The following is a 21796-nucleotide window of genomic DNA, read 5'->3' as shown; positions in this document are numbered from 1 at the left end:
ACCATGGTCTCTCCTTCGAAGCCCCATTGCATCGCATACTTTGGGTATAGCGGCATTGCCGTTTTCCACATACCCTTTCGCTATTTTTGTCCGGCCACGCGCGTTGTGATACTGCCAAACAAAAAGGGCGCTACAGTTTTATTCTGTAGCGCCTTTGCTATGTTGAGAGTATAGCACCGTAGTTTTTTAGTGTCAACACGTTTTTTACATTTTCTTTATATTTTTACAGTTCCAGCAGAAGCCGTTCATATAAGCTTCCTCCCCATGTGACCTGATCCTGCCTGTGGAACCCCAGGTTTCCAGCCAGTCGCAGTGACACCTCATTCTCCGGCATCACCAACATCTGTACCTGCTCAAATCCCAATTCTTCTTTCCCGTATTCCAACAATGCCTTACACACTTCTGTAGCATATCCCTGTCTCTGCCACGGGACACCGATGACGAAGCCCAGCTCCGGATCCTCATACCCCTCCCGGTTGGAAAATCCGGCTCTGCCGATGACTTGCCCGGTAATTTTATCACAGATCGTCCAGACACCGTAATTATAAAAATAATACATATTTTCTGTATAGTCTTTCAAATAAGCTTCTTCCTGTGCCCGCTGCGGATACAGGCCTTCCGTATACTGCGTCACGGAAGGTTCCGCATATATCTCATAGAGAGCACCCAAGTCCTCTGCCCGGGTCTCCCGCACGAGGCAGCGGTCTGTCGTCAGAATATCCCAGGGAATCCCCATATATCTGCGGTATACCTTCTCCATGTAATCCCAGTCCAGTTCCTCAAGGTTTTCACAGGCATAGCGGACACCGGAAAAGTTCTGATCCCGGTTATGCTCGTGAAGCCATGCCAGTACCGGACAACCCTGCCGGAGCAGTTCCCGTGCCCGTGGTCCCTGATCAATGATCCAGAGCACGCCGTCTCCCTCTGTTTCCGAACTCCGTTCAGGGGTTTCCAAACATATCATATTTTCTGGGATTTTCGGAATTTTCTTCGGATTAACTTTTGTATCTAATATGATCTGCCGCAAAAAATACATCCGCAACAATTCTCCTCTTTACCTTTTTAATGGAATCAACTAAAATATAGATATTATTTTAATCCATTTTTTTATAAAAAGAAAGGACACTATTATGGCAAAAAATCCTATTGTTACTATTACCATGAAGGATGGCGGCGTGATTAAATGCGAGCTTTATCCTGAAATTGCACCCGAATCCGTTAACAATTTTATCAGTCTGATCAACAAGCATTTCTATGACGGTCTGATCTTCCACCGTGTCATCCGCGGTTTCATGATCCAGGGCGGATGTCCTGACGGCACCGGATGTGGTGGTCCCGGCTACAGCATCAAGGGTGAGTTCGCTGCTAACGGCGTAACTAACGATCTGAAGCACACCGAGGGTGTTCTGTCCATGGCCAGAGCTATGCATCCCGATTCCGCAGGCAGCCAGTTCTTCATCATGCATAAGACCAGCCCTCATCTAGATGGCTCTTATGCCGCTTTCGGTAAGGTGATCGAGGGTATGGATGTGGTAAATAAGATCGCCGAGACCCGCACCGATTACAGCGATCGTCCCCTGGAGGATCAGGTAATGGAAAGTGTTACCGTAGATACCTTCGGTGAGACCTATCCTGAACCCAACAAACTGGATAGATAAAATAGTTGTTCATAGTTTGTTTACAAATCCTTCAAGGAATCTTCAATTCCTCAACATGTTTTAGACATTTCTGTTTCATATACTATAACCATAGAAACAAACAAAACAACCATTTAAGCCCACAACAGTTTCTTGTTTAAAAAACTTTTTCATAATAAATGCCAAGGATCAGAATCCTTGGCATCCTCCCTTTCTAGGGGTAAAATTACAGCTATCGCGGTAGAACACTACGCCGGATAGTTATTTTTTTGCAAAAAAATCTCCCGCATCGCTGCGAGAGATTTTCTTATTTATCTCAGAATTATTCAGCCTTACCAACAGATCCGAACAGTTCCATCTTCTCCTTAACAGTAGCCTTGATAGCTTCTGCACCGGGAGCTAAGAGCTTACGAGGATCGAAGCCCTTGCCTTCGAGATCCTTACCAGCCTCGATGTACTTACGGGTAGCATCAGCAAATGCCAGCTGGCACTCGGTGTTAACGTTGATCTTGGATACGCCCAGGTCGATCGCTTTCTTGATCTGATCTGCGGGGATACCGGTACCACCGTGCAGAACCAGAGGAAGCTCACCGGTCAGCTCCTGTACAGCTGCCAGAGTTTCAAAACTTAAGCCCTTCCAGTTAGCGGGGTATTTACCGTGGATGTTACCGATACCTGCTGCCAGGAAATCAACTCCCAGATCAGCGATAGACTTACACTCCTTAGGATCAGCGCACTCGCCCATACCGATAACGCCGTCTTCCTCACCACCGATGGAACCAACTTCTGCCTCGATGGAAAGTCCCTTGCTGTGAGCAGCCTTAACCAGCTCAGTGGTCTTCTCTACGTTCTCAGCGATAGGATAATGAGAACCATCAAACATGATGGAAGAGAAACCTGCTTCAATACACTTATAGCAGCCTTCGAAAGAGCCATGATCCAGATGCAGAGCAACGGGAACATCAATGTCCAGATCCTTTAACAGTCCGTTTACCATACCAACGACTACATCATAACCGCCCATGTATTTGCCGGCGCCTTCGGATACACCCAGGATAACAGGGGAACGAAGTTCCTTAGCGGTGAGCAGGATGGACTTTGTCCACTCCAGATTGTTGATGTTGAACTGACCTACTGCATAGTGGCCTGCTTTTGCTTTTTTGAGCATTTCTGTTGCGGATACTAACATTTTAATACCTCCATTTTATATACTCATTCTTGTTAGGATATACGAAATGTAATCCATTCCTAAATTCACACAGGAAACACATTTCGAATAATCACTTTGTGACTACCCAAACTATAACACAACTCGGACAAAAAGGGAACAGCTTATTGTTAAATTTTTACCAAATTTTATGATTTATTCTATTCCACACGAATATCCATTCCCCGGCAGATATTTTCTATAACTACCTTCGTATGGGTTCCGCCGTATTCTCCATCCAGTGTCCATGGCAGTGGATCTGTGGACGTAATCTCCAGCTTCGATGTCCGGAAACAGTACATGGCATCAGTATCAATGTCACGATTCAACAGCGAAACCATAATATTGTTCAGCTCTATGGGATTCTTCGGGCGCTTGATCAGTGTCACTTCAAACACGCCGTCATCCAGCTTGACATTTTTACCGGTGATCCTTTTAAATCCGCCTACCGACACAGAGTTGGTGATCATTCCAAAGATAAAATCATCTACGATCGTCGTATCATCATAAGTAACGCGCATGGGATAAGAACGGATTGCCGGAAGACGTTTCATGCCTTCCAGCAGATACGCCATATGACCCAGAACATTTTTCATGTCCTGCCCCGTCTCATAGGAGACATCCGTGAAAAGGCCGAATGCTGCGATATATACAAATATATCCTGATTAAAGGATCCCACATCACAGGCAAAATCATTCCCCTTTACAATCGTTTCCGCGGCATGCACCATATTTTTCGGCAATCCCAGACTGCCTCCGAAATCATTGGTACTTCCTGCCGGGATATATCCAATAGGTGTCCGGAAGCCACTGCGGATCATACCCGTGACTACTTCGTCCAAAGTACCGTCTCCACCGCTGCAGACAACAATATCATAGTCCTTGCTCCGATCCCTGGTCTTCTCCATGGCATCTTCACTTTTCTGCGTGGGATAAACGGTAATCTCATAATCACCCTTGGTAAACACATCCAGAATATCCGCAAGCTTGTTGCGGATCTGTGCCTTTCCGGCTTTCGGATTATAGATAAATAACATCTTCTTCATAAATACTATCCTCAAAATATGCAAAACGGGACTAACAGAATTCTCTATCAGCCCCGCTCCTCGTCATACTATGTTTTTAAGCTACCTGACCGCTTAAAAACTTCTCAATATTGTCCACAGCGGTCTGCTCATCTGCACCCTCTGCAGCTACTGTAAGCTCTTCTCCTGCGCAAAGTCCCAGGCTCATCATGCCCATAATGCTCTTGGCATTGATCCGCTTATCATCTACTTCAATGTAAATGTTGCTTTCGTACTTGCTGGCTTCCTGTACTAACAGTGCCACCGGTCTTGCGTCCAGACCATCTTCCAGTCTGACCTTAATGCTCCTTTTTGTCATAATTTTCCTCCTCTTTTACGTCCTGATTCTATCTGCTAACTCGCTGAGCTTACGTAACCTGTGGTTTACACCGGATTTTCCTACCGGGGGATCCAGATATTCCCCCAGCTCCTTCAGTGGAGCATCCGGATTCTCCAGTCTGACTTCCGCCATCTGACGCAATGTCTCCGGCAGATTCTCCAGTCCGTAGTGGTCCCGGATATATTCAATATCCTCTATCTGTCTGGTCGCCGCATTTACCGTTTTGGTAATGTTGGCGGTCTCACAGTTCACTCTTCGATTTACGGAATTGCGCATTTCCTTTACAATTCTCATATTCTCCAGCTTCATTAAGGCAACAGGTGCCTCACATACATTCAGAAGGTCCACAATGCCGGATCCTTCCTTCAGATAGACAACGTAATACTTCTTCCGAAGCACGATCTTGGCTTCTATATCAAATCCCTGTATCACACTCTGTAGTTGTCTCGCTTTATCCTCATCGGTGCATACAAATTCCAGGTGATAACTCTTCTGTGGGTCGCTCATAGAACCAATGCAGAGAAAAGCTCCTCTTAAAAATGCTCTTTGACAGCAGGAATTTTTAATCAGCAGGGGGCTCACAGGTTCCGACAGATCACCGATCTTGTCGATCACACTCCGCATCTGTTCCTCGCTGATTTTAACATCAGTATCTATATTATATGTTTTTTTCAATAATGTAAAGCCTTTTCTGACGACCGCCTCATTTTCCGTCTGGAAACCGATCATAAAATCGCCCTCTGCAGAACGTCCATATTGACCGCTAAAATGCATGATCGCAGCCAGCTCTGCAATCTGGCAATGCCTTGCCGGGCTGATTCTCTTCGCCAGTTCTTCCTTTACCTCACTCGAAAATGACATGTCAGATTCCTTCTCTGGGTACATCACGGTGATACAGTTTGATACCGTAATGACCTTCTGCCTTCAACCGTTCATATAACTTGTTTGCCAGAGTAACACTCCGATGTTTGCCTCCGGTACATCCGATGGCGATCACCAGCCGATATTTTCCCTCTTTGATATAATTCGGGATCAGGAATTGAATCATATCGGTCAGCTTGTCCAGGAAAATTCCGGTCTCAGGAAAACTCATTACATAGTCCTGTACTCCCTTATCATTGCCGGTCTGCGGCTTCAATTCTTCTATATAATAAGGGTTGGGCAAAAATCTCACATCAAATACCAGATCAGCGTCCGCAGGAATTCCGTGCTTGAATCCGAAGGACATGACTGTTACCATGAGACTGTTATACTCTTCATTCTGTACGAAAATTCGATCCAGCTCCTCTTTCAGTTCTCTTACCAGAAGATTCGAAGTATCTATTACATAATCAGAATTTTTGCGGATCGTCTCCAGAATCTTACGTTCTTTGTGAATGCCGTCCTCTACTCTGCCATCCGCAGCAAGAGGATGTACACGTCTGGTTTCCTTATACCGTTTTATCAGAGCTGAGTCATCGGAGTCCATAAACAATATCTCAAATTTGTAGCCTTTTTCCTTTAATTGTTCCAAAATGCGGGTGGCGTCCGTGAAATTCTGGTCCGCACGGACATCCAGTCCCAGTGCGACCTTACTGATCTCACTTCCGGGCATGGCAATCAGTTCCACGAACTTTTCCACCAATGACACCGGCAGATTATCCACGCAATAAAAGCCGGCATCCTCCAAAAGCTTTAATGCAGTTCTTTTTCCCCCTCCGCTCATGCCTGTTACTACTACAAATCTCATATGCACCTCTCACCTGTCTTACAGGAATTTGATCTCGGGTTCCAGGTCTACCTGAAAACGCTCTTTTACTCTTCTCTGAACTTCCCAGATCACGTCTTTTACATCTTCTGCGGTTGCATTTCCTGTGTTAATAATAAATCCGCAATGCTTCTCCGACACTTTGGCTCCCCCTACGGAATATCCGCGAAGTCCGGACTCCATAATCAGTTGTCCCGCAAAATGTCCCGTGGGGCGCTTAAATGTGCTGCCTGCGCTGGGATACTCCAACGGTTGTTTTTCCCGGCGCCTTTTCGCCAGATCAGCCATTTTCTCTGCGATCTGTTCCGGATCTCCCTGTTCCAGGCGGAAAGTCACCTTCGTCACCACAAAAGGCTGGTTCTGGATCACACTGGTCCGATAGCCGAATTCCATAGTACCATTATCCAGTTCCATGATCTCCCCATTGCGGTTCACCACGGTTACCGTGCTCACCACCTGGCTCATCTCTCCTCCGTAGGCGCCTGCGTTCATCACCGCACCGCCACCGACGGTTCCGGGAATTCCCGCTGCGAACTCCAATCCGGTGAGACCATGCTCCTTTGCAGTTTTGGCCACCTGGCTCATCAGCGCTCCTGCCTCTGCCTCCAGATAACAATCCTTCACCGTGATCTCACTCATATATTTTCCGATTACCAGTACAATTCCGCGGTATCCGTCATCGCTGACCAGCAGATTACTTCCGTTACCGATGACCGTGTATGGCACATCCACCAGGCGCAGATACTTCTGTATCCTGCAGAGCTGATCTTCATTTTCCAGATAGATCAGGTAATCCGCCGGTCCGCCGATGCGGAAGGTAGTATGCAATTTCATGGGTTCCTGAAACAGAATCCTCTCTGCCGGTACGATTTCCTTTAATGCTTCTATCACTGCTGCACTTATCATGTATATCAGGCCGCTCTTTCTTTTTTATTATAGTTATTCCAAACAGGCCTACTTTAATACCAGTGCTGCAGCGCCGTAGATTCCGGCATCATTTCCCAGCTTGGCCAGGGCGAATTTTGCCTGCTTGCAGGGTCCGAAAGCACATCTCTTATAAGAAGGCTCTATGTATTTGAATAAAATATCTCCGGCCTTGGACACACCACCGCCAATGACAAAAATCTGGGGATCAACTACACTGGCTACTGCGGCAAGTCCCTTGCCAAGATATTCTCCGAACTGTTCTGCGATCTCAATTGCTACTTTGTCCCCTGCCTTAACTGCATCGAATACCGTCTTGGCAGAGATCTCACCGCCACGCAGAATGCTGGGTGCATCGTCTTTTGCCAGGCGTCTGTTCGCCAGGCGGGTAATTCCGGTAGCGGATGCATACTGCTCCAGGCAACCCTTGTTCTTGCAACCGCAGACCTCTGTCTCATTATCTTCCATGTGAATATGTCCGATCTCGCCGCCTGCACCGTTGGTTCCAGTCAGGATCCTGCCATCAATAATGATACCTCCGCCGACACCGGTTCCTAAGGTAACGGCTACCAGGTTGGAATAGCCTTTACCGCCGCCCTGCCACATTTCGCCCAGGGCTGCCACATTGGCATCGTTGCCCGCCTTCACGGTAACAGGCAGATCCAATTCCTTTTTCAACGTTTCAGCAAGATCAAAAGATCCCCAGCCGATATTAACAGCACCGTTGACCATGAAGCCATCGGCATTTACCGCACCGGGAGCGCCGATTCCCACGCCTACCAGGTCTGCTGCGGTAATGTTCTTTTCCTGCATTTTGTTTTTGATAGATGCTGCGATATCCGGCAGAACTTTCTCTCCACCGTTATCCTTGACCGTAGGGATCTCCCACTTGTCCAGCACCTGTCCTTCGTCATTGAACAGTCCTAATTTCACTGTGGTTCCGCCCACATCTACTCCAAATGCATACTTACTCATCATCTTCGTCCTCCTCACGTCTTTTTGCTAAAGAGTTCTGTACACGAGTGTACAATTCCTTTGCTGCATTGTATCCCATTTTTTTCTGACGATGATTGATAGCTGCAGTCTCGCAGATCACCGCCAGATTCCGTCCGGGACGGATCGGGATGTTGTGACATACTACCTTATTCCCCAGATATTCGGTATAGTTTTCTTCCAGTCCCAGTCTGTCGTACTCTTTGTCCTTATCCCAGTCTTCCAGGCGGATGACCAGATCAATGGTCTGTGTATCTTTTACAGACAATGCACCGAACAGCGCCTTGACATCCACGATTCCGATTCCGCGCAGTTCTATGAAATGCTTCGTGATATCAGGGGCAGAACCTACCAGCGTATCATCACTGACTTTACGCAGTTCTACCACATCATCGGTTACCAGACGATGTCCTCTTCTGATCAGTTCCAGGGCTGCCTCGGACTTACCGATGCCGCTCTCGCCGGTGATCAGGACGCCCTCGCCGTAGACATCCACCAATACGCCGTGTACGGAGATGCAGGGAGCCAGCTTCACATTTAACCAGCGGATGATCTCTGACATAAAATCGGAAGTGGATTTCTTGGTAGATAATATAGGAACTTCATGTCTGATCGCAGTTTCCAGGAATATAGGATCCGGCTTCAGATCACGGCTGAATACGATACAGGGAATATCATAAGTCATCAGCTTCTCATACGCCTCCCTGCGGGTCTCATCTGTCAGCCCCTCCATATAAGTATATTCCACAAATCCGATAATCTGCAGTCTGGTGGCATCAAAATGTTCAAAATATCCGGCTAACTGCAGTGCCGGACGGTTGATATCCGGCTGCGTGATCTTCACATGTTTCACATCGATCTCCGGTGTGAGATTTTCCAGTTTCATTTTTTCGATAACACGGGTCAAACTTACACTTGCCATACTAATTTCCATACCTTTCTGCGAAAAACCCACCCCTGCATTTTTTCTCGAAGGTTCCCCGCCTCATTATCGTGCTGTAACTTTTGAAGTTACCATATTACTTATGATTGTACCACAGGCGGTCGCTTCTGTGAAGCGAAAAAGGCTACAATCTCCTGCGCTGTGCGCTCATTCATTTCGGGAATTTCCATCAGGTCTTCCACCGTTGCCTGCCGGATCTCCTCTAAGGACTTGAAGTGCCGCATCAGGGCTTTTCGTCTGGCGGGTCCCACTCCCGGGATATCATCCAGTACGGATCTCACCTGGATCTTACTGCGCAGAGACCTGTGGTATTCAATGGCAAAACGATGCGCCTCGTCCTGGATTCTGGTGATCAGCTTAAACCCTTCCGAATGGGTATCGATCGGAAGCTCGATATTATGATAATACAGACCTCTGGTACGGTGGTTGTCATCCTTGACCATACCGCAGACCGGAATGTCGATTCCCAGTTCTTCCAGTACGGACAGGGCAATATTCACCTGTCCGCGGCCGCCGTCCATGAGGATCAGATCCGGGAACTTGGTAAAACTGCCGTACTCCTGATCCATCTCCTGTTCTTCCAGTTCTCTGCTCTCTTCCATACCATGACGGAACCGTCTCGTCAGCACTTCCCGCATGCAGGCATAGTCATCCGGACCTGAGACGCTTTTGATCTTGAATTTACGGTAATCACTGCGTTTCGGTTTTCCTTTTTCGTAGACCACCATGGATCCTACATTTTCAAAACCGTTGATATTGGAAATATCATAGGCTTCCATCCGGGCCGTGCCGGTTAACGGCAGTTGCAACAGATCCGAGATTTCTTTCACTGCACCGATGGTACGGCCTTCCTCACGTTTTAACTTTTCTCTGTCCTGGGACAATACCAGTTTTGCGTTCTGCGCTGCCAACTCCACCAATTTTTCCTTACTGCCGATCTTAGGCACCTTCAGATAGACCCTGCTGCCTTTTCGCTCCGACAGCCATTTCTCGATCAATTCCGCATCCTCGATCTCATATTGCAGCATCAGCTCTCTGGGGATAAATGGGGTCCCCGCATAGAACTGCTTTACAAAATCCTGTAAAATTGCCGGCTTGTTATTTTCCGGCACATGTGTCATATAATAATGTTCTCTGCCGATCAGCTTGCCATCCCGGACGAAAAATACCTGTACCACTGCTTCCGTCTCATCCTGGTACAGCGCCAGGATATCTTTATCTTCACCGACGCCCTCGGTAATCTTCTGTTTCTGGGATACCTGTCGTACACTGGAGAGCAGATCACGGTATCTGGCAGCATCCTCAAATTCCATAGCTTCCGCTGCTTTCTTCATCTTCTCCTCCAGATCCTTCAGGATCGGACTGTAATTACCATTCAGAAATTCCAGTGCACCTGCCACCTGCTGTCTGTATTCCTCTTTGCTCACATATCCCTGACAGGGTGCCAGACACTGCTTGATATGATAGTTCAGGCAGGGGCGCTCGATTCCTATATCCCTGGGCAGCACCCGGTTGCAGGTACGCAGCTGGTACAGTTTGTTCAGCAGTTCAATGGTATCTTTCACCGCCGCAGCGCTGGTATAGGGACCGAAATAGCGGGATTTATCTTTTTTCATGGTACGGGAAAACAGGATCCTGGGATAATCCTCTCCCACTGTCACCTTGATATAGGGATAGGTCTTGTCATCCTTTAACAGCGTGTTATACTTCGGCGAATTCTCCTTGATCAGGTTATTCTCCAGCACTAATGCTTCCAGTTCCGAATCCGTCACAATATATTCAAATCGGGCGATCAGCGACACCATCTGGTCAATGGCCGGGCCTCTGCCGATATTTTCACGAAAATAAGACCTTACACGATTGTGCAGGTTGATTGCTTTTCCCACATACAAAATGACATCTTTGTCATCTCGCATGATATACACTCCCGGCTTGCGGGGGAGCTTTTTTAACTCTTCTTCCACATTGAACATAAATATTTCCTCACTTGTATCTATCATACCGATTCTGGAGAAAAATACAACAAGGGATTTAATATTGTAACTGGAGAGTTTACGCGAGCAATGAGCCGCGCATAGTGAGGACAGCGATGGGCGCTTGCGCACAAATCGCTGTCTTTACTTATGCCGTGATGCGGCGAACGCCGCGATATGAAATAAGATTGGCAGCGCCTTTTGCTGACAATCTTATGAATAGCGTGGCTCATTGCGGATGCCATCTGCCACCCGGGGAGATCTGTTTGTATTAAAAACACCATTTTCTGCTAAAAAAATACAAAAACATGAGATTTTGCCATGTAAAAAGCTGTTATTTTCGCTGAGCGTGCAAAATGAAGAAATTCCGTACAAAAATTCCTGATTTAGAAGTTTTTTTGTACGGATTTTGCTATTTTGATGCAATTTTCACCAAAGCAATAGGAAGAGGGCTACGGGGCTGTTTCGCTAACTCCCTGCTTAGTAGGGCAAGCATATTACTGCCCTGAAAGTGTTTTTAGAAATCCAGGCAGTATTTTTATGGAAGAATCCATGAAAACGTTCTAAAAATTACTGCTTCAGCATAGGATGCTTCCATTCCGGCAGTAAATATCATTCACTGTAATAGAAAATCGCTTTAAATTTACTGCATATACAGCACAAAATGGATTTTAGGCAGTAAAGATTGAAACAGCAAAACTAAAATACCACCCGGGAAGACAACAAAGTCATCCGGGCGGCATTCAACTAACTTTCAATTTACAAATTCTCGCGTAATTTTTCCGCTACTTTCGCATACATGGGCACGGGCACATGATATCTCTCTCCCATACGGACGACTTCGTAGACCAGGCCATCGATCTCGGAATCTTTGCCTTCCATGACATCTCGCTGCATGGAAGTGGTAGCTTCCGGTGCCAGGGAGGACAATATCTTCAGGTTGACTTCCACCATATCACGCTCGAAAGGAACACCCATAGCTTCTGCCAGTGCGGCGACCTCGCGGATCATTGTCTTGAAGGCTTCCCGCTGCTTGCCTTCTCTCTGGAAGTCTGCTGCAGTGACATGATAATAAAGTCCCGCCGCACCAATGGGCGATACATAGGAGAATTTCTCCAGGGCATCTCTTTGAATATTTTCGGAGAGCACGCCATCGATTCCACTGTCATCAAAATCTTTTTTAATATCTTTCAGAGCATTCAGCATTTCTTCATGTGCCCTTTTAATGTTTACTTTTTGAGAACTCATATTACGGACACCATATACTACCCGCAGGATCCTGCCATGCTGGATCAGTACTCCCGGTTCTTTAATATTGGCAGAGACATAGATACAGCCGTCCGTCACCAGAAGCTTTGGCAACTGCTCCTGCATTTTCGCACCGGTTCCGTAGATGTTTAACACCGGGATCACGATGGTGGAAGGCTTCGCCACGCGCTGAATAAAAGGGATGGTGTCCTCCAGGGAATATCCTTTCACGCAGACCAGTACCACATCCGGCTGCTCGACATAATGCTCCATGTCCATAGCTTTTACCGGGATGATCTCGGTGGTGCCGTCCCACATTTTCTCCACGGCAAGCCCCTTTTCCTGCATGGCTGCCAGGTGTCTGCCTCTGGCGATCAGGGTGACATCCCTGTCAGCCTTTGTCATATAAAATCCTAGGATTCCGCCGGTTCCTCCGGCTCCGATAATTGCGTATTTCACACCAAAACCCTTCCCTTCCGTTATCTACCTTTACTTTTCCACAATGATACCACGACGCAAAAGAAGCCGCCAGTCTCTGTTTTCACATAACTGACAGCTTCTCCTTGATATCATTTATTCCTTACAGGAACTCTTTTACTGACTTGTAAACGCCTTTGGCATCCAGACCGTACTTCTCTACCAGAGCAGCAGCGGAACCGGACTCGCCGAAGACATCCTGCATACCGACCTTTTTCACTGGTACAGGATAATGTGCACACAGGCAGTCGCAGACTGCGCTTCCCAGTCCGCCGATGACGGAATGCTCTTCCACGGTGACTACCTTGCCGGTCTTCTTCGCGCTGTTAAGGATGATCTCCTCATCGAGTGGCTTAATGGTACAGATATTTACAACCTCTGCGCTGATGCCTTCCTCTTCCAGCATCTTCGCTGCACCCAGAGCGGAATCTACGCAGATACCGGTGGCTACGATAGTGACATCTTTACCTTCGCGGACTACTGTTCCCTTACCGATCTCGAAATGATAACCGGGATGATCGTTGATCACGGGTACTGCGGCACGTCCGAAACGGATGTATACAGGTCCTTCATATTCCAGAGCGGCACGAACAGCGGCTCTTGCTTCCACATCATCGGAAGGGCACATTACTACCATGCCGGGGATGGTGCGCATCAGGGCGATATCCTCGTTACACTGATGGGTAGCGCCATCCTCACCTACTGTGATACCTGCATGAGTTGCACCGATCTTCACATTCAGATGCGGGTAACCGATAGAGTTACGTACCTGCTCGAATGCACGTCCTGCTGCAAACATTGCAAATGAGCTTACGAAAGGAATCTTACCTACCAGGGACAGTCCTGCTGCCACACCCATCATGTTTTCCTCTGCGATACCACAATCGATATGACGGTCGGGATATGCCTTACGGAAGATTCCGGTCTTGGTAGCTGCTGCCAGGTCGGCATCCAATACTACCAGATTGGGGAATTCTTCTGCCAGCTCCTTCAGGGAGTTGCCGTAACTTTCTCTGGTTGCGATCTTTTTCACGGTATTTTCTGCCATTACTGCTCACCTGCTTTCTCTAATTCTTTTTCAATCTTATCAAGGTCTGCCATTGCAATCGCATACTCCTCATCATTAGGCGCCTTACCATGCCAGTCTACGCTGTTTTCCATGAAGGAGACTCCCTTGCCCTTGATGCTGTGGAATACGATACAGGTGGGCATGCCCTTGGTCTCTCTTGCTTCCTTAAATGCTGCACGGATCGCATCAAAATCATGTGCATCTGCATTGATCACATGGAAATTGAATGCCTCGAACTTTTTATCAATAGGATAAGGAGAACATACCTGATCGATGGGTCCGTCGATCTGCAGGTTGTTGTTATCTACCATAACGCAGAGGTTGTCCAGCTTACGGAAGCCCGCGAACATAGCAGCCTCCCATACCTGTCCTTCCTCGATCTCACCGTCACCCAGCAGTGTGTATACACGGAAATCACGTTTGTCCATCTTAGCACCCAGTGCCATGCCGACTGCTGCAGAAATACCCTGTCCCAAGGATCCGGAGGACATATCTACGCCGGGGATATGGATGCAGGGATGGCCCTGCAGGTAGGAACCTAAGTGACGCAGGGTCGGCAGATCCTCTACCGGGAAATATCCTCTGTAAGCCAGTGCGGAATAGAGACCGGGAGCTGTATGACCCTTGGACAGAACGAATCTGTCGCGTTCCTCCATATCGGGGTTCTTCGGATCAATGTTCATCTCCTCAAAATATAAAAATGTAAAAATATCTGCGGCTGACAAGGATCCGCCGGGATGTCCTGCTTTCGCACTATGAACTGCGGTCACAATGCCCTTGCGGACATCATTGGCACGCTTTTGCAGTTCTAAATTCTTCATTGTTTCCTCCATTCCGCCATATTGGCTTATCTGTTGCAATTTACGTTGTTATACTAGCATACTTCCCGATGCTAGTCTAGTAAAAGAATTGCTCTTCTACCGTAAAATATTGCGATGGCAAATTCTATTTCTGAACTGTTTGACCATAGTATGCATTCTTTCCATGTTTGCGGTTATAGTGCTTATCCTGCAGTTCCTGGGGTGCCGGCTGGATCCTGGGGTTGATCGTCTCTGCGCGATAAGCCATTTTTGCCACCTCTTCCAGTACTACCGCATTATGGACAGCCTCCTTGGCATCCTTGCCCCAGGCAAAAGGCCCATGATTCTTGCACAGAACGACAGGCACTGCTTTCGGGTCCTTACCCAGACGTTTGAACTCGTTAACGATCAGGTGTCCGGTATTTTCCTCGTAAGCGTCCTCGATTTCTTCCTTTGTCAGGCAGCGCACGCAGGGAACCGGACCGTAGATATAGTCTGCATGGGTGGTTCCGTAGCAGGGGATGTCTCTTCCCGCCTGCGCCCAGCTGGTGGCATAGGAAGAATGGGTATGTACGATACCGCCGATCTCCGGGAATGCCTTGTACAACTCCAGATGGGTCGCAGTGTCGGAAGAGGGATTTAAATTCCCCTCTACCTTATTGCCGTTCAGATCCATGACTACCATCATCTCCGGTGTCAGTTTGTCGTAATCCACGCCGCTGGGTTTGATGACGAACAATCCGCTCTCTCTGTCAATGGCGCTGACATTTCCCCAGGTAAAAGTCACCAGACCGTACCGGGGCAGATCCATATTTGCTTCATATACTTTCTGTTTTAATTCTTCTAACATATCCTAAACCTCATTTCTTTCTATATCCTACAAGCTTTCCGATAAATGAGTGTCGTGCAGACATAATTTTACGACCGAAAAATTATTTTGCGGCAACGGCTGCCTTCTCCGCAGGAAGCAGTCTCTTGTACTCTTCCAGGAAAGCCTCAAATCCTTTCACATCCTCAGGCTCCGGTTGCAATGTGGTTCCGGTCTGTCCAGCGAAGATCTTGTCATTTAAGTAGGAAGAAAGGGTCTCGCCGGTTTCTTTCTCCTTCATGAAAGCTGCCAGGATCGCCATGCCCCAGGCGCCGCCTTCGCTTGCCGTATCCATAACAGTGATCGGTGCGTTCATGCCTGCTGCCATGACACGCTGTCCCACCACGGGAGTCTTGAAGAAGCCGCCGTGTCCCATCAGGGAATCTACAGCCACATGCTCCTCCTTTAACAGAATATCCATACCAATCTTCAGTGTGGCAACTGCGCTGTACAGATGGGAGCGCATGAAGTTTGCCAGTGTAAAATCTGCATCTGGTGTCCGCACCACCATAGGACGGCCGGCATCCAGACCAGTGATCGGTTCTCCGGAAAAATAGTTATATGCCGTTACGCCGCCGCAATCCGCAGCACCTTCCAGCGCCTTGCGGTACAACACGCCGTACAGTTCGTTCTTGTCTACTTTCACACCAAAGCTCTCTGTACACTCGCCGAAGAGGTTCACCCAGGCATTCAGATCGGAGGTGCAGTTGTTGCAATGTACCATGGCCACGGGCATACCGTTGGGTGTTGTGACCATATCGATCTCTTCGTGTACTTTTTGCATAGCCTTTTCCAGGACTACCATTGCGAAAATAGAGGTTCCGGCGGAGACATTACCGGTGCGGACAGCCACACTGTTGGTAGCTACCATTCCGGTTCCCGCATCACCCTCGGGAGGACACATAGGAACACCGGGCTGCAAAGTTCCGGTAGGATCCAATAATTTTGCCCCTTCTGCGGTCAGGACACCGGCGGATTCTCCTGCCACCAGCACCTTAGGCAGGATGTCGCGGAGCTTCCAGTCAAAATGGTGTAAATCATCGAACTGATCTAACATTTTCTGATCGAAATCCATGATCGTGGAATCTATAGGGAACATACCTGCTGCCTCACCAATACCCAGAACCTTTTCGCCGGACAGCTTCCAGTGAATATAACCTGCCAGAGTGGTAAAAAATGCGATATCCTTTACATGCTCTTCTCCGCTTAAGATTGCCTGATACAGATGGGCGATGCTCCATCTCTGGGGGATATTGAAGTTAAATACCGGAATCAGCTTCTTGCAGGCTTCTTCCGTCATCGTATTTCTCCAGGTACGGAAAGGTACCAAAAGTTCACCTTCTGCATTAAAAGGCATATAGCCGTGCATCATACCACTGAATCCCAGTGCTCCCAAAGTAGTCAGCTTTTCACCGTATTTTGCCTCCACATCGTCTGCTAGGCTCTTGTAACACCCCTGCAATCCTTTCCGGATGTCTTCCAGGCTATAGGTCCAAATATTGTTCTCCAGACGGTTCTCCCAGTCGTAAGTTCCCATGGCAATGGGGGTGTGGCTTCCATCTACCAATACCGCTTTGATTCTGGTAGAACCGAATTCAATACCCAGAACCGCCTTTCCCGCTTTGATCGCTTCTTTTGCTGTTTCGTTCATTGCATTCTCTCCTTTTGCTTTTATATCGTTTCTGCTTTATTTACTTTCATAACGTTTTGTGTTCTGCCACAGACTCCCGTTCTACCACCCGGGTATCAAATTCATACGTCAGATCCTTTTTCTTCCCCGCTATCATCTGTAAAAGTGTCTCTGCTGCCTTTTTCCCCAGATTTTCCTTCGGATGAGGAAGTGAAGTAATGGGAACCTCACTGTGTCGCGCCAGATCCGAATCGTCGATACTGATCACCGACACATCCTCCGGCACCCGGATATTGCGCTCTTCCAGCATCCGGATCAGCTGGAATGCGATCTGGTCATTGTACGCCAGGAGAGCAGTGCATTCCTCCACCCGGTTGAGAAGCCGGTCCCGGCAATACGCCAGTTGCTTCGATTCGTCCGTGTCGATCCACACCAGTCGGGAATCCGTCACCGTAAGCCCTGCTTCCTCCATGGCACGCAGATATCCCAAATAACGCTGTCTGCCCTGTCCGTCGTCCAGTTTCAGGACTGCCCCTATCTTCTGATGTCCCTTCTCAATCAGATATCTCACAGCCTTATACGCTGTGTCCGCATCATTCAATGATACATGTGGTACCTCCAGCTCCGGATAATAGGTGTTGAAAAATAAAAGCGGTATCTTTCTCATCATCAGATGCCTGTACAGCTCCAAATTCGGATTCGGCAATCCACTTTTTGTTCCCTCCACGATCATTCCTGCTACATCATCCCGTTTGAGCAGATCTTTCAGAATGCCTTTCTCCCGATCTAGCGTGTTATTCGTAATATAAATCTGTACGGAAAAGCCACTTTCATATAATGTATTCTGCATGCCCTGCAGGATCCTCGGGAAAATATAGCTGTCCACATAAGTAGTTACTACCGCAATACTGTTCCGCTTCTCGAGATTTTTCCTGCGGTCAAAGCTAACATAAGTGCCGCTGCCACGGATTCTCTGTACCAGTCCTTCCTCCTCCAGCGTTCCGATCGCCTTCCTCACTGTCTGTCTGCTGATGTGGAATCGCTCCGCAAGCTGATTCTCCGAAGGAACCTTCTCTCCGGGACCCAGTTGTCCGTCTGTAATCTGCTCCTGTATGTAATTAATTAGGTTTTGATATTTTGTCTCCATTATTATAAGTATAATAAGGCTACTGTTCAAAGTCAATACATCTTTTGACTATTTTAGATACATTTATATATAGTTGTATGGTGTACAACTACGCTTGTATTTCGATTTACTCCACATATGAAGTCAGAGACCGTGACTGTGACCCTGAGGTAAGTCGCTTTAAGTCTATTCCCGGTGCTGTTCACATATACTTTTACCAACACTCTCTGTCATCAGGTAACTATCGTGCGAAAACGTCCTTCCCTTTCCTTCCACCAACTGCTTCTGTGTATCTGCCTCCTCTGCACTCTCACCGGCGCCATGGCTCTTTTGTCCCATTGTACTTCCGCAGACAGGCGCTTTGAACAATTCACCTCCCGGGTTTTCCGGGAGGAAATGACTGCCAGTACTCTGAACATGCACTACACCATTGCGGATCCTGCCGCCTTTGGGATTACGGATTACGAGCCTGTCCTTCCCCTCTATACCTCCGGGCAGTCGGACGCGAGTGGGGAACGTTGTTCTGCGCTCCTTAGGCAACTAAGTTGTATTGCTTACGATAAGCTCTCACCGGAGAATGCTTTCACCTATACACTCCTACAGCGGTCTCTGGAAAATGACCTGGCGTTGGCGCAGTTCCCCTATTACAACGAACCACTGTCCCCATCTTCGGGAATGCAGTCACAGCTCCCCATCCTGCTGGCAGAATACACCTTCCGTTCCAGGCGGGATGTGACAGACTACCTGGCACTCTTAGACCAGGTGGACGATTATTTTGCCTCCTTGCTCCTCTATGAGCAGGAAAAAGCTGCCGCAGGCTTCCTCATGCCGGATATTTCCCTGGAAAAAGTCCAAAAGCAATGTGACACCATCGTCACTATAAAAGAACTAGCGCAGGGGACCCACTTTTTGCAGACCACCTTTGAAGACCGGCTGGTGGAATTGCAGGCACAGGGCATATTATCTGCCGAAGTTGTCTCTTCCTTTCTTAAGGAAAATGACCGGCTGCTCACCACGGTAGTACAGCCTGCCTACGCCACACTATCCGAAGGACTGTACTCTCTGGAGACTTCCGGCTCTGCCGGTCAGACATCTTCTATCTCTCAGGCGTCTCCCGGCGGGATCATAGATACATCCGGCGCCCTGCCGAAAGGTCTCGCCCTGTTGCCGGATGGGAAGACTTACTATCACCACCTGCTTTTCGCCGAGACCGGTTCCTCCCGTTCGGAGAAAGAACTGGTGCAAATGCTTCTGGCGCAATTTCAGGAGGAACAGGCGGCCATCCGCAGCCTGACACAACAGTCCCCTTCTCTGCTTTCCATGCTTTCCGAAGGGATCACGGAAGATTTTCCCATCCCGGAACCGGAAGAAATGCTTTCCGATCTACAATCACGCATGATAAATGACTTTCCTGTCAGTAATCCCACTCCCTCCTTTACTGTCAAGGATGTCGTTCCCAGTCTGGAGCCTTACAGTGCACCGGCTTTTTACCTGACGACTCCCTTGGGCGATTCTGACAATAATGTCATCTATATAAACCGCCGCAATTCTCCCATGGGACTGGAGCTCTATACGACCCTGGCACACGAAGGTTTTCCCGGGCATCTCTATCAGACCGTGTACAGCAACCGTGCCTTTTTAGATAAAAACTCTGATCCTGCCAGAAAGCTTGTCTGGTACGGCGGATATCTGGAGGGCTGGGCGTTGTATGTGGAATTTATTTCCTATGATTATGCGGCTGATCTGCTCGAACAGTGCGGACAGTCGGATGCCGCACAGGCCGCTCTCCTGGAAAAACATACCCGGAGCCTTCAGCTGTGCATGTACACTCTGTTGGACCTTCTGATCCACGGGGAAGGTGCCGGATACGATCAGACTGCCACATTCCTTGGAAAGTTTGGCATTGATTCCCCGGAAGCCTGCAAGGCGATCTATACTTATATTGCGGAGGAGCCCTGCAATTATCCGAAGTATTATGTGGGCTATCTGGAGATTTTAAAGCTACAAGAAACTGCACGGTCCCATTGGGGTGACGGGTATTGTGACCTTCGCTTTCACACATTTTATCTGGAAAATGGTTGCTGTGATTTTTCCTTGCTGGAGGAGCTACTGTAAAATAGAGCAGCCTTGTAAAACAACACAAGACCATAACTTGACAAAGCCCCCCTCCTTTTCTATACTTGCAAAAGGAGAGAGGCTTTTCGCTTCCTATATTCCGCTTCCGATAACAGAAAGGCATACAAATTCCCATGGAACAACTATTATTCAGTTTGAATGCAACGATCCCCATATTCCTGGTCATGGTGATCGGTTATGTTTTACAGCAGCTGCATGTTACCAACGACTCATTTGTCAAAACCCTGAATTCATTCAATTATAAAATCACTCTTCCCGTACTTTTGTTCAAGGACATGTCCACTGCAGATTTTTACAGTGTATGGGATACCGGTTACGTGCTGTTCTGCTTCTTCGTGACCCTGTTCTGCATCGTCATCACCTGGGTCGTGGCAGGCATTTTTTATAAGAACAAATCCCGCCTGGGAGAGCTTGTCCAGGCAAGCTACCGCAGCAGTGCCGCTGTCCTGGGTATCGCCTTTATACAGAACATCTACGGAAACTCCGGCATGGCTCCCCTGATGATCGTGGGTACGGTTCCCCTGTACAATATCGCTGCCGTACTGATCCTGTCCTTCACCGGACCTGATGCGAAGGGCTTCGATAAAGAATCCCTGCTGAAATCCTTAAAAGGGATCATCACGAACCCGATCATTATCAGTATCGCCCTGGGCATGCTGTCCAGCGCCTGCCGGATCCATTATCCCGTGATCATTTCCAAGACCATCAGCAATGTTGCCGTACTGGCTACCCCTCTGGCCCTGATCGGCCTCGGTGCCGGATTCGAGGGAAAAAAAGCCTTGAAGCTTTTAGCCCCCACCGGAGTAGCAACCGTGTTAAAGCTGGTAGTATGGCCCGCACTGTTCCTGCCACTTGCCATCCATTTTGGCTTTACCGGAAAAAAACTGGTGGCAATCCTCATTATGTTAGGCTCCCCCACCACCGTAAGCTGTTATATTATGGCGAAAAACATGAACCACGAAGGAACTTTGACTTCCAGCGTGGTCGTTGCCACCACGTTTTTAAGTTCCGTTACCCTCACGGTATTCCTGTTTATTTTGCGGAGTCTGCAATTGATTTAGTTGCATGATGCCCCTGGCATCATCACATTTTCCCCGCAAGAAAAATGCTTGCCACTGTTCCCGCTAACGTTGCCAGCAGTGCCCCCGGCAGCGTGTAGCGGGTTTTCGTTACCTTTGCCGCCAGAAAATACACACTCATGGTATAAAAAATCGTCTCGGTACAGCTCATAAGGATTGATGTCAGCATCCCGGCATAAGAGTCCGGGCCGCAGGTCTTGAAAATATCCAGCACCAGCCCGGTAGCCGCGGAGGAAGAGAACATTTTTACAATAAGTAACGGGATCAGCTGCGTCGGAAGTCCCACTGCCTGCGTCGCCGGTCCGATCAGCTTCCCTAACAATTCAAAAAATCCGGAAGTCCGAAGGATTCCCACTGCCATCATCAGTCCTACCAGTGTCGGAAGGATCTCCACCACAATGCGCAGCCCCTCTTTTGCCCCCTTCAAAAAAGTCTCGTATACTTTCACCCCTGAGACCATTCCGTAACCCACGATCCAGAAGATTACCATGGGAATCATAATATCTGACATATGTGTCAATACGTTTATCATGGT

21 protein-coding genes are annotated in these 21796 nt (G+C 48.1%); 3 read left to right on the top strand and 18 right to left on the bottom strand.

The features are described 5' to 3' along the window. Positions 1–223: 223 nt before the first annotated feature. Entirely contained in the window at positions 224–1036 is an 813-nt protein-coding gene (locus H9Q77_RS01100; RefSeq protein ID WP_249326347.1) for a GNAT family N-acetyltransferase, read from the bottom strand. A 94-nt stretch (positions 1037–1130) separates the two neighbouring features. Here H9Q77_RS01100 and H9Q77_RS01095 point away from each other — a divergent pair, with 94 nt between their 5' ends. Continuing rightward, positions 1131–1658: a peptidylprolyl isomerase gene (locus H9Q77_RS01095; protein WP_022153368.1), complete on the top strand. Its 528-nt coding sequence runs from the start codon at positions 1131–1133 to the stop codon at positions 1656–1658. A 301-nt stretch (positions 1659–1959) separates the two neighbouring features. On the opposite strand, the gene fba is transcribed toward H9Q77_RS01095, so the two are convergent. The 16 genes from fba to H9Q77_RS01015 form a co-directional block, all read right to left on the bottom strand. Next, the gene (gene fba / locus H9Q77_RS01090) at positions 1960–2826 is read right to left on the bottom strand and encodes a class II fructose-1,6-bisphosphate aldolase (protein ID WP_022153367.1); all 867 of its coding nucleotides are present in this window, start codon (positions 2824–2826) and stop codon (positions 1960–1962) included. Positions 2827–3005: 179 nt separating this feature from the next. Continuing rightward, complete coding sequence (locus H9Q77_RS01085) at positions 3006–3890, bottom strand: diacylglycerol/lipid kinase family protein (protein ID WP_118693552.1); 885 nt, start codon at positions 3888–3890, stop codon at positions 3006–3008. Positions 3891–3966: 76 nt separating this feature from the next. Continuing rightward, entirely contained in the window at positions 3967–4227 is a 261-nt protein-coding gene (locus H9Q77_RS01080) for an HPr family phosphocarrier protein (protein ID WP_118546725.1), read from the bottom strand. A gap of 15 nt (positions 4228–4242) precedes the next feature. Continuing rightward, entirely contained in the window at positions 4243–5109 is an 867-nt protein-coding gene (whiA, locus tag H9Q77_RS01075; protein WP_118546726.1) for a DNA-binding protein WhiA, read from the bottom strand. Position 5110: 1 nt separating this feature from the next. Then, a complete protein-coding gene (rapZ, locus tag H9Q77_RS01070) occupies positions 5111–5977 on the bottom strand; it encodes an RNase adapter RapZ (RefSeq protein WP_118546727.1) in 867 nt (288 codons plus the stop codon). 18 nt (positions 5978–5995) lie between these two features. Next, the gene (gene murB, locus H9Q77_RS01065; protein WP_249326346.1) at positions 5996–6901 is read right to left on the bottom strand and encodes a UDP-N-acetylmuramate dehydrogenase; all 906 of its coding nucleotides are present in this window, start codon (positions 6899–6901) and stop codon (positions 5996–5998) included. Between the two features lie 48 nt (positions 6902–6949). Further along, positions 6950–7894, bottom strand: coding sequence for an ROK family glucokinase (locus tag H9Q77_RS01060; RefSeq protein WP_249327112.1), 945 nt, complete (start codon positions 7892–7894; stop codon positions 6950–6952). Next, on the bottom strand, positions 7887–8834 hold the full coding sequence (hprK, locus tag H9Q77_RS01055) for an HPr(Ser) kinase/phosphatase (RefSeq protein ID WP_249326345.1): 948 nt from the start codon (positions 8832–8834) through the stop codon (positions 7887–7889). Before hprK ends, H9Q77_RS01060 begins: the two co-directional genes overlap by 8 nt. A 101-nt stretch (positions 8835–8935) precedes the next feature. Then, entirely contained in the window at positions 8936–10828 is a 1893-nt protein-coding gene (gene uvrC / locus H9Q77_RS01050; protein WP_249326344.1) for an excinuclease ABC subunit UvrC, read from the bottom strand. 759 nt (positions 10829–11587) lie between these two features. Further along, positions 11588–12535 (bottom strand): ketopantoate reductase family protein, encoded by a 948-nt coding sequence (locus H9Q77_RS01045; RefSeq protein ID WP_249326343.1) that lies wholly within the window; start codon positions 12533–12535, stop codon positions 11588–11590. A 121-nt stretch (positions 12536–12656) separates the two neighbouring features. Beyond that, a complete protein-coding gene (locus H9Q77_RS01040; protein WP_022152857.1) occupies positions 12657–13601 on the bottom strand; it encodes a transketolase family protein in 945 nt (314 codons plus the stop codon). Next, on the bottom strand, positions 13601–14443 hold the full coding sequence (locus tag H9Q77_RS01035) for a transketolase (RefSeq protein WP_022152858.1): 843 nt from the start codon (positions 14441–14443) through the stop codon (positions 13601–13603). The genes H9Q77_RS01040 and H9Q77_RS01035 overlap by 1 nt, the downstream gene beginning before the upstream one ends. A gap of 124 nt (positions 14444–14567) precedes the next feature. Further along, on the bottom strand, positions 14568–15272 hold the full coding sequence (locus tag H9Q77_RS01030; protein WP_249326342.1) for an L-ribulose-5-phosphate 4-epimerase: 705 nt from the start codon (positions 15270–15272) through the stop codon (positions 14568–14570). Positions 15273–15354: 82 nt separating this feature from the next. Next, positions 15355–16941 carry a xylulokinase gene (locus H9Q77_RS01025; RefSeq protein ID WP_118551858.1) on the bottom strand — a complete coding sequence of 529 codons (1587 nt, stop codon included), beginning with the start codon at positions 16939–16941 and terminating at the stop codon, positions 15355–15357. Between the two features lie 46 nt (positions 16942–16987). Then, positions 16988–18067 carry a GntR family transcriptional regulator gene (locus H9Q77_RS01020; protein ID WP_118546732.1) on the bottom strand — a complete coding sequence of 360 codons (1080 nt, stop codon included), beginning with the start codon at positions 18065–18067 and terminating at the stop codon, positions 16988–16990. Positions 18068–18232: 165 nt separating this feature from the next. Next, positions 18233–18415 carry a hypothetical protein gene (locus H9Q77_RS01015; RefSeq protein WP_249326341.1) on the bottom strand — a complete coding sequence of 61 codons (183 nt, stop codon included), beginning with the start codon at positions 18413–18415 and terminating at the stop codon, positions 18233–18235. A 27-nt stretch (positions 18416–18442) separates the two neighbouring features. Between H9Q77_RS01015 and H9Q77_RS01010 the strand changes: the two genes are divergently transcribed. Then, on the top strand, positions 18443–20161 hold the full coding sequence (locus tag H9Q77_RS01010; RefSeq protein ID WP_249326340.1) for a DUF885 domain-containing protein: 1719 nt from the start codon (positions 18443–18445) through the stop codon (positions 20159–20161). 134 nt (positions 20162–20295) lie between these two features. Further along, positions 20296–21243 (top strand): AEC family transporter, encoded by a 948-nt coding sequence (locus tag H9Q77_RS01005; RefSeq protein WP_249326339.1) that lies wholly within the window; start codon positions 20296–20298, stop codon positions 21241–21243. A 22-nt stretch (positions 21244–21265) separates the two neighbouring features. On the opposite strand, the gene H9Q77_RS01000 is transcribed toward H9Q77_RS01005, so the two are convergent. Beyond that, the gene (locus tag H9Q77_RS01000; protein ID WP_249327111.1) at positions 21266–21790 is read right to left on the bottom strand and encodes a spore maturation protein; all 525 of its coding nucleotides are present in this window, start codon (positions 21788–21790) and stop codon (positions 21266–21268) included. Positions 21791–21796 lie beyond the last annotated feature (6 nt).

It is taken from the genome of Simiaoa sunii (assembly GCF_014337175.1).
Taxonomy (GTDB): domain Bacteria; phylum Bacillota; class Clostridia; order Lachnospirales; family Lachnospiraceae; genus Acetatifactor; species Acetatifactor intestinalis.
The sequence above is the reverse complement of the archived record's forward strand: the minus strand, read 5'-3'. Positions and strand labels throughout refer to the sequence as shown.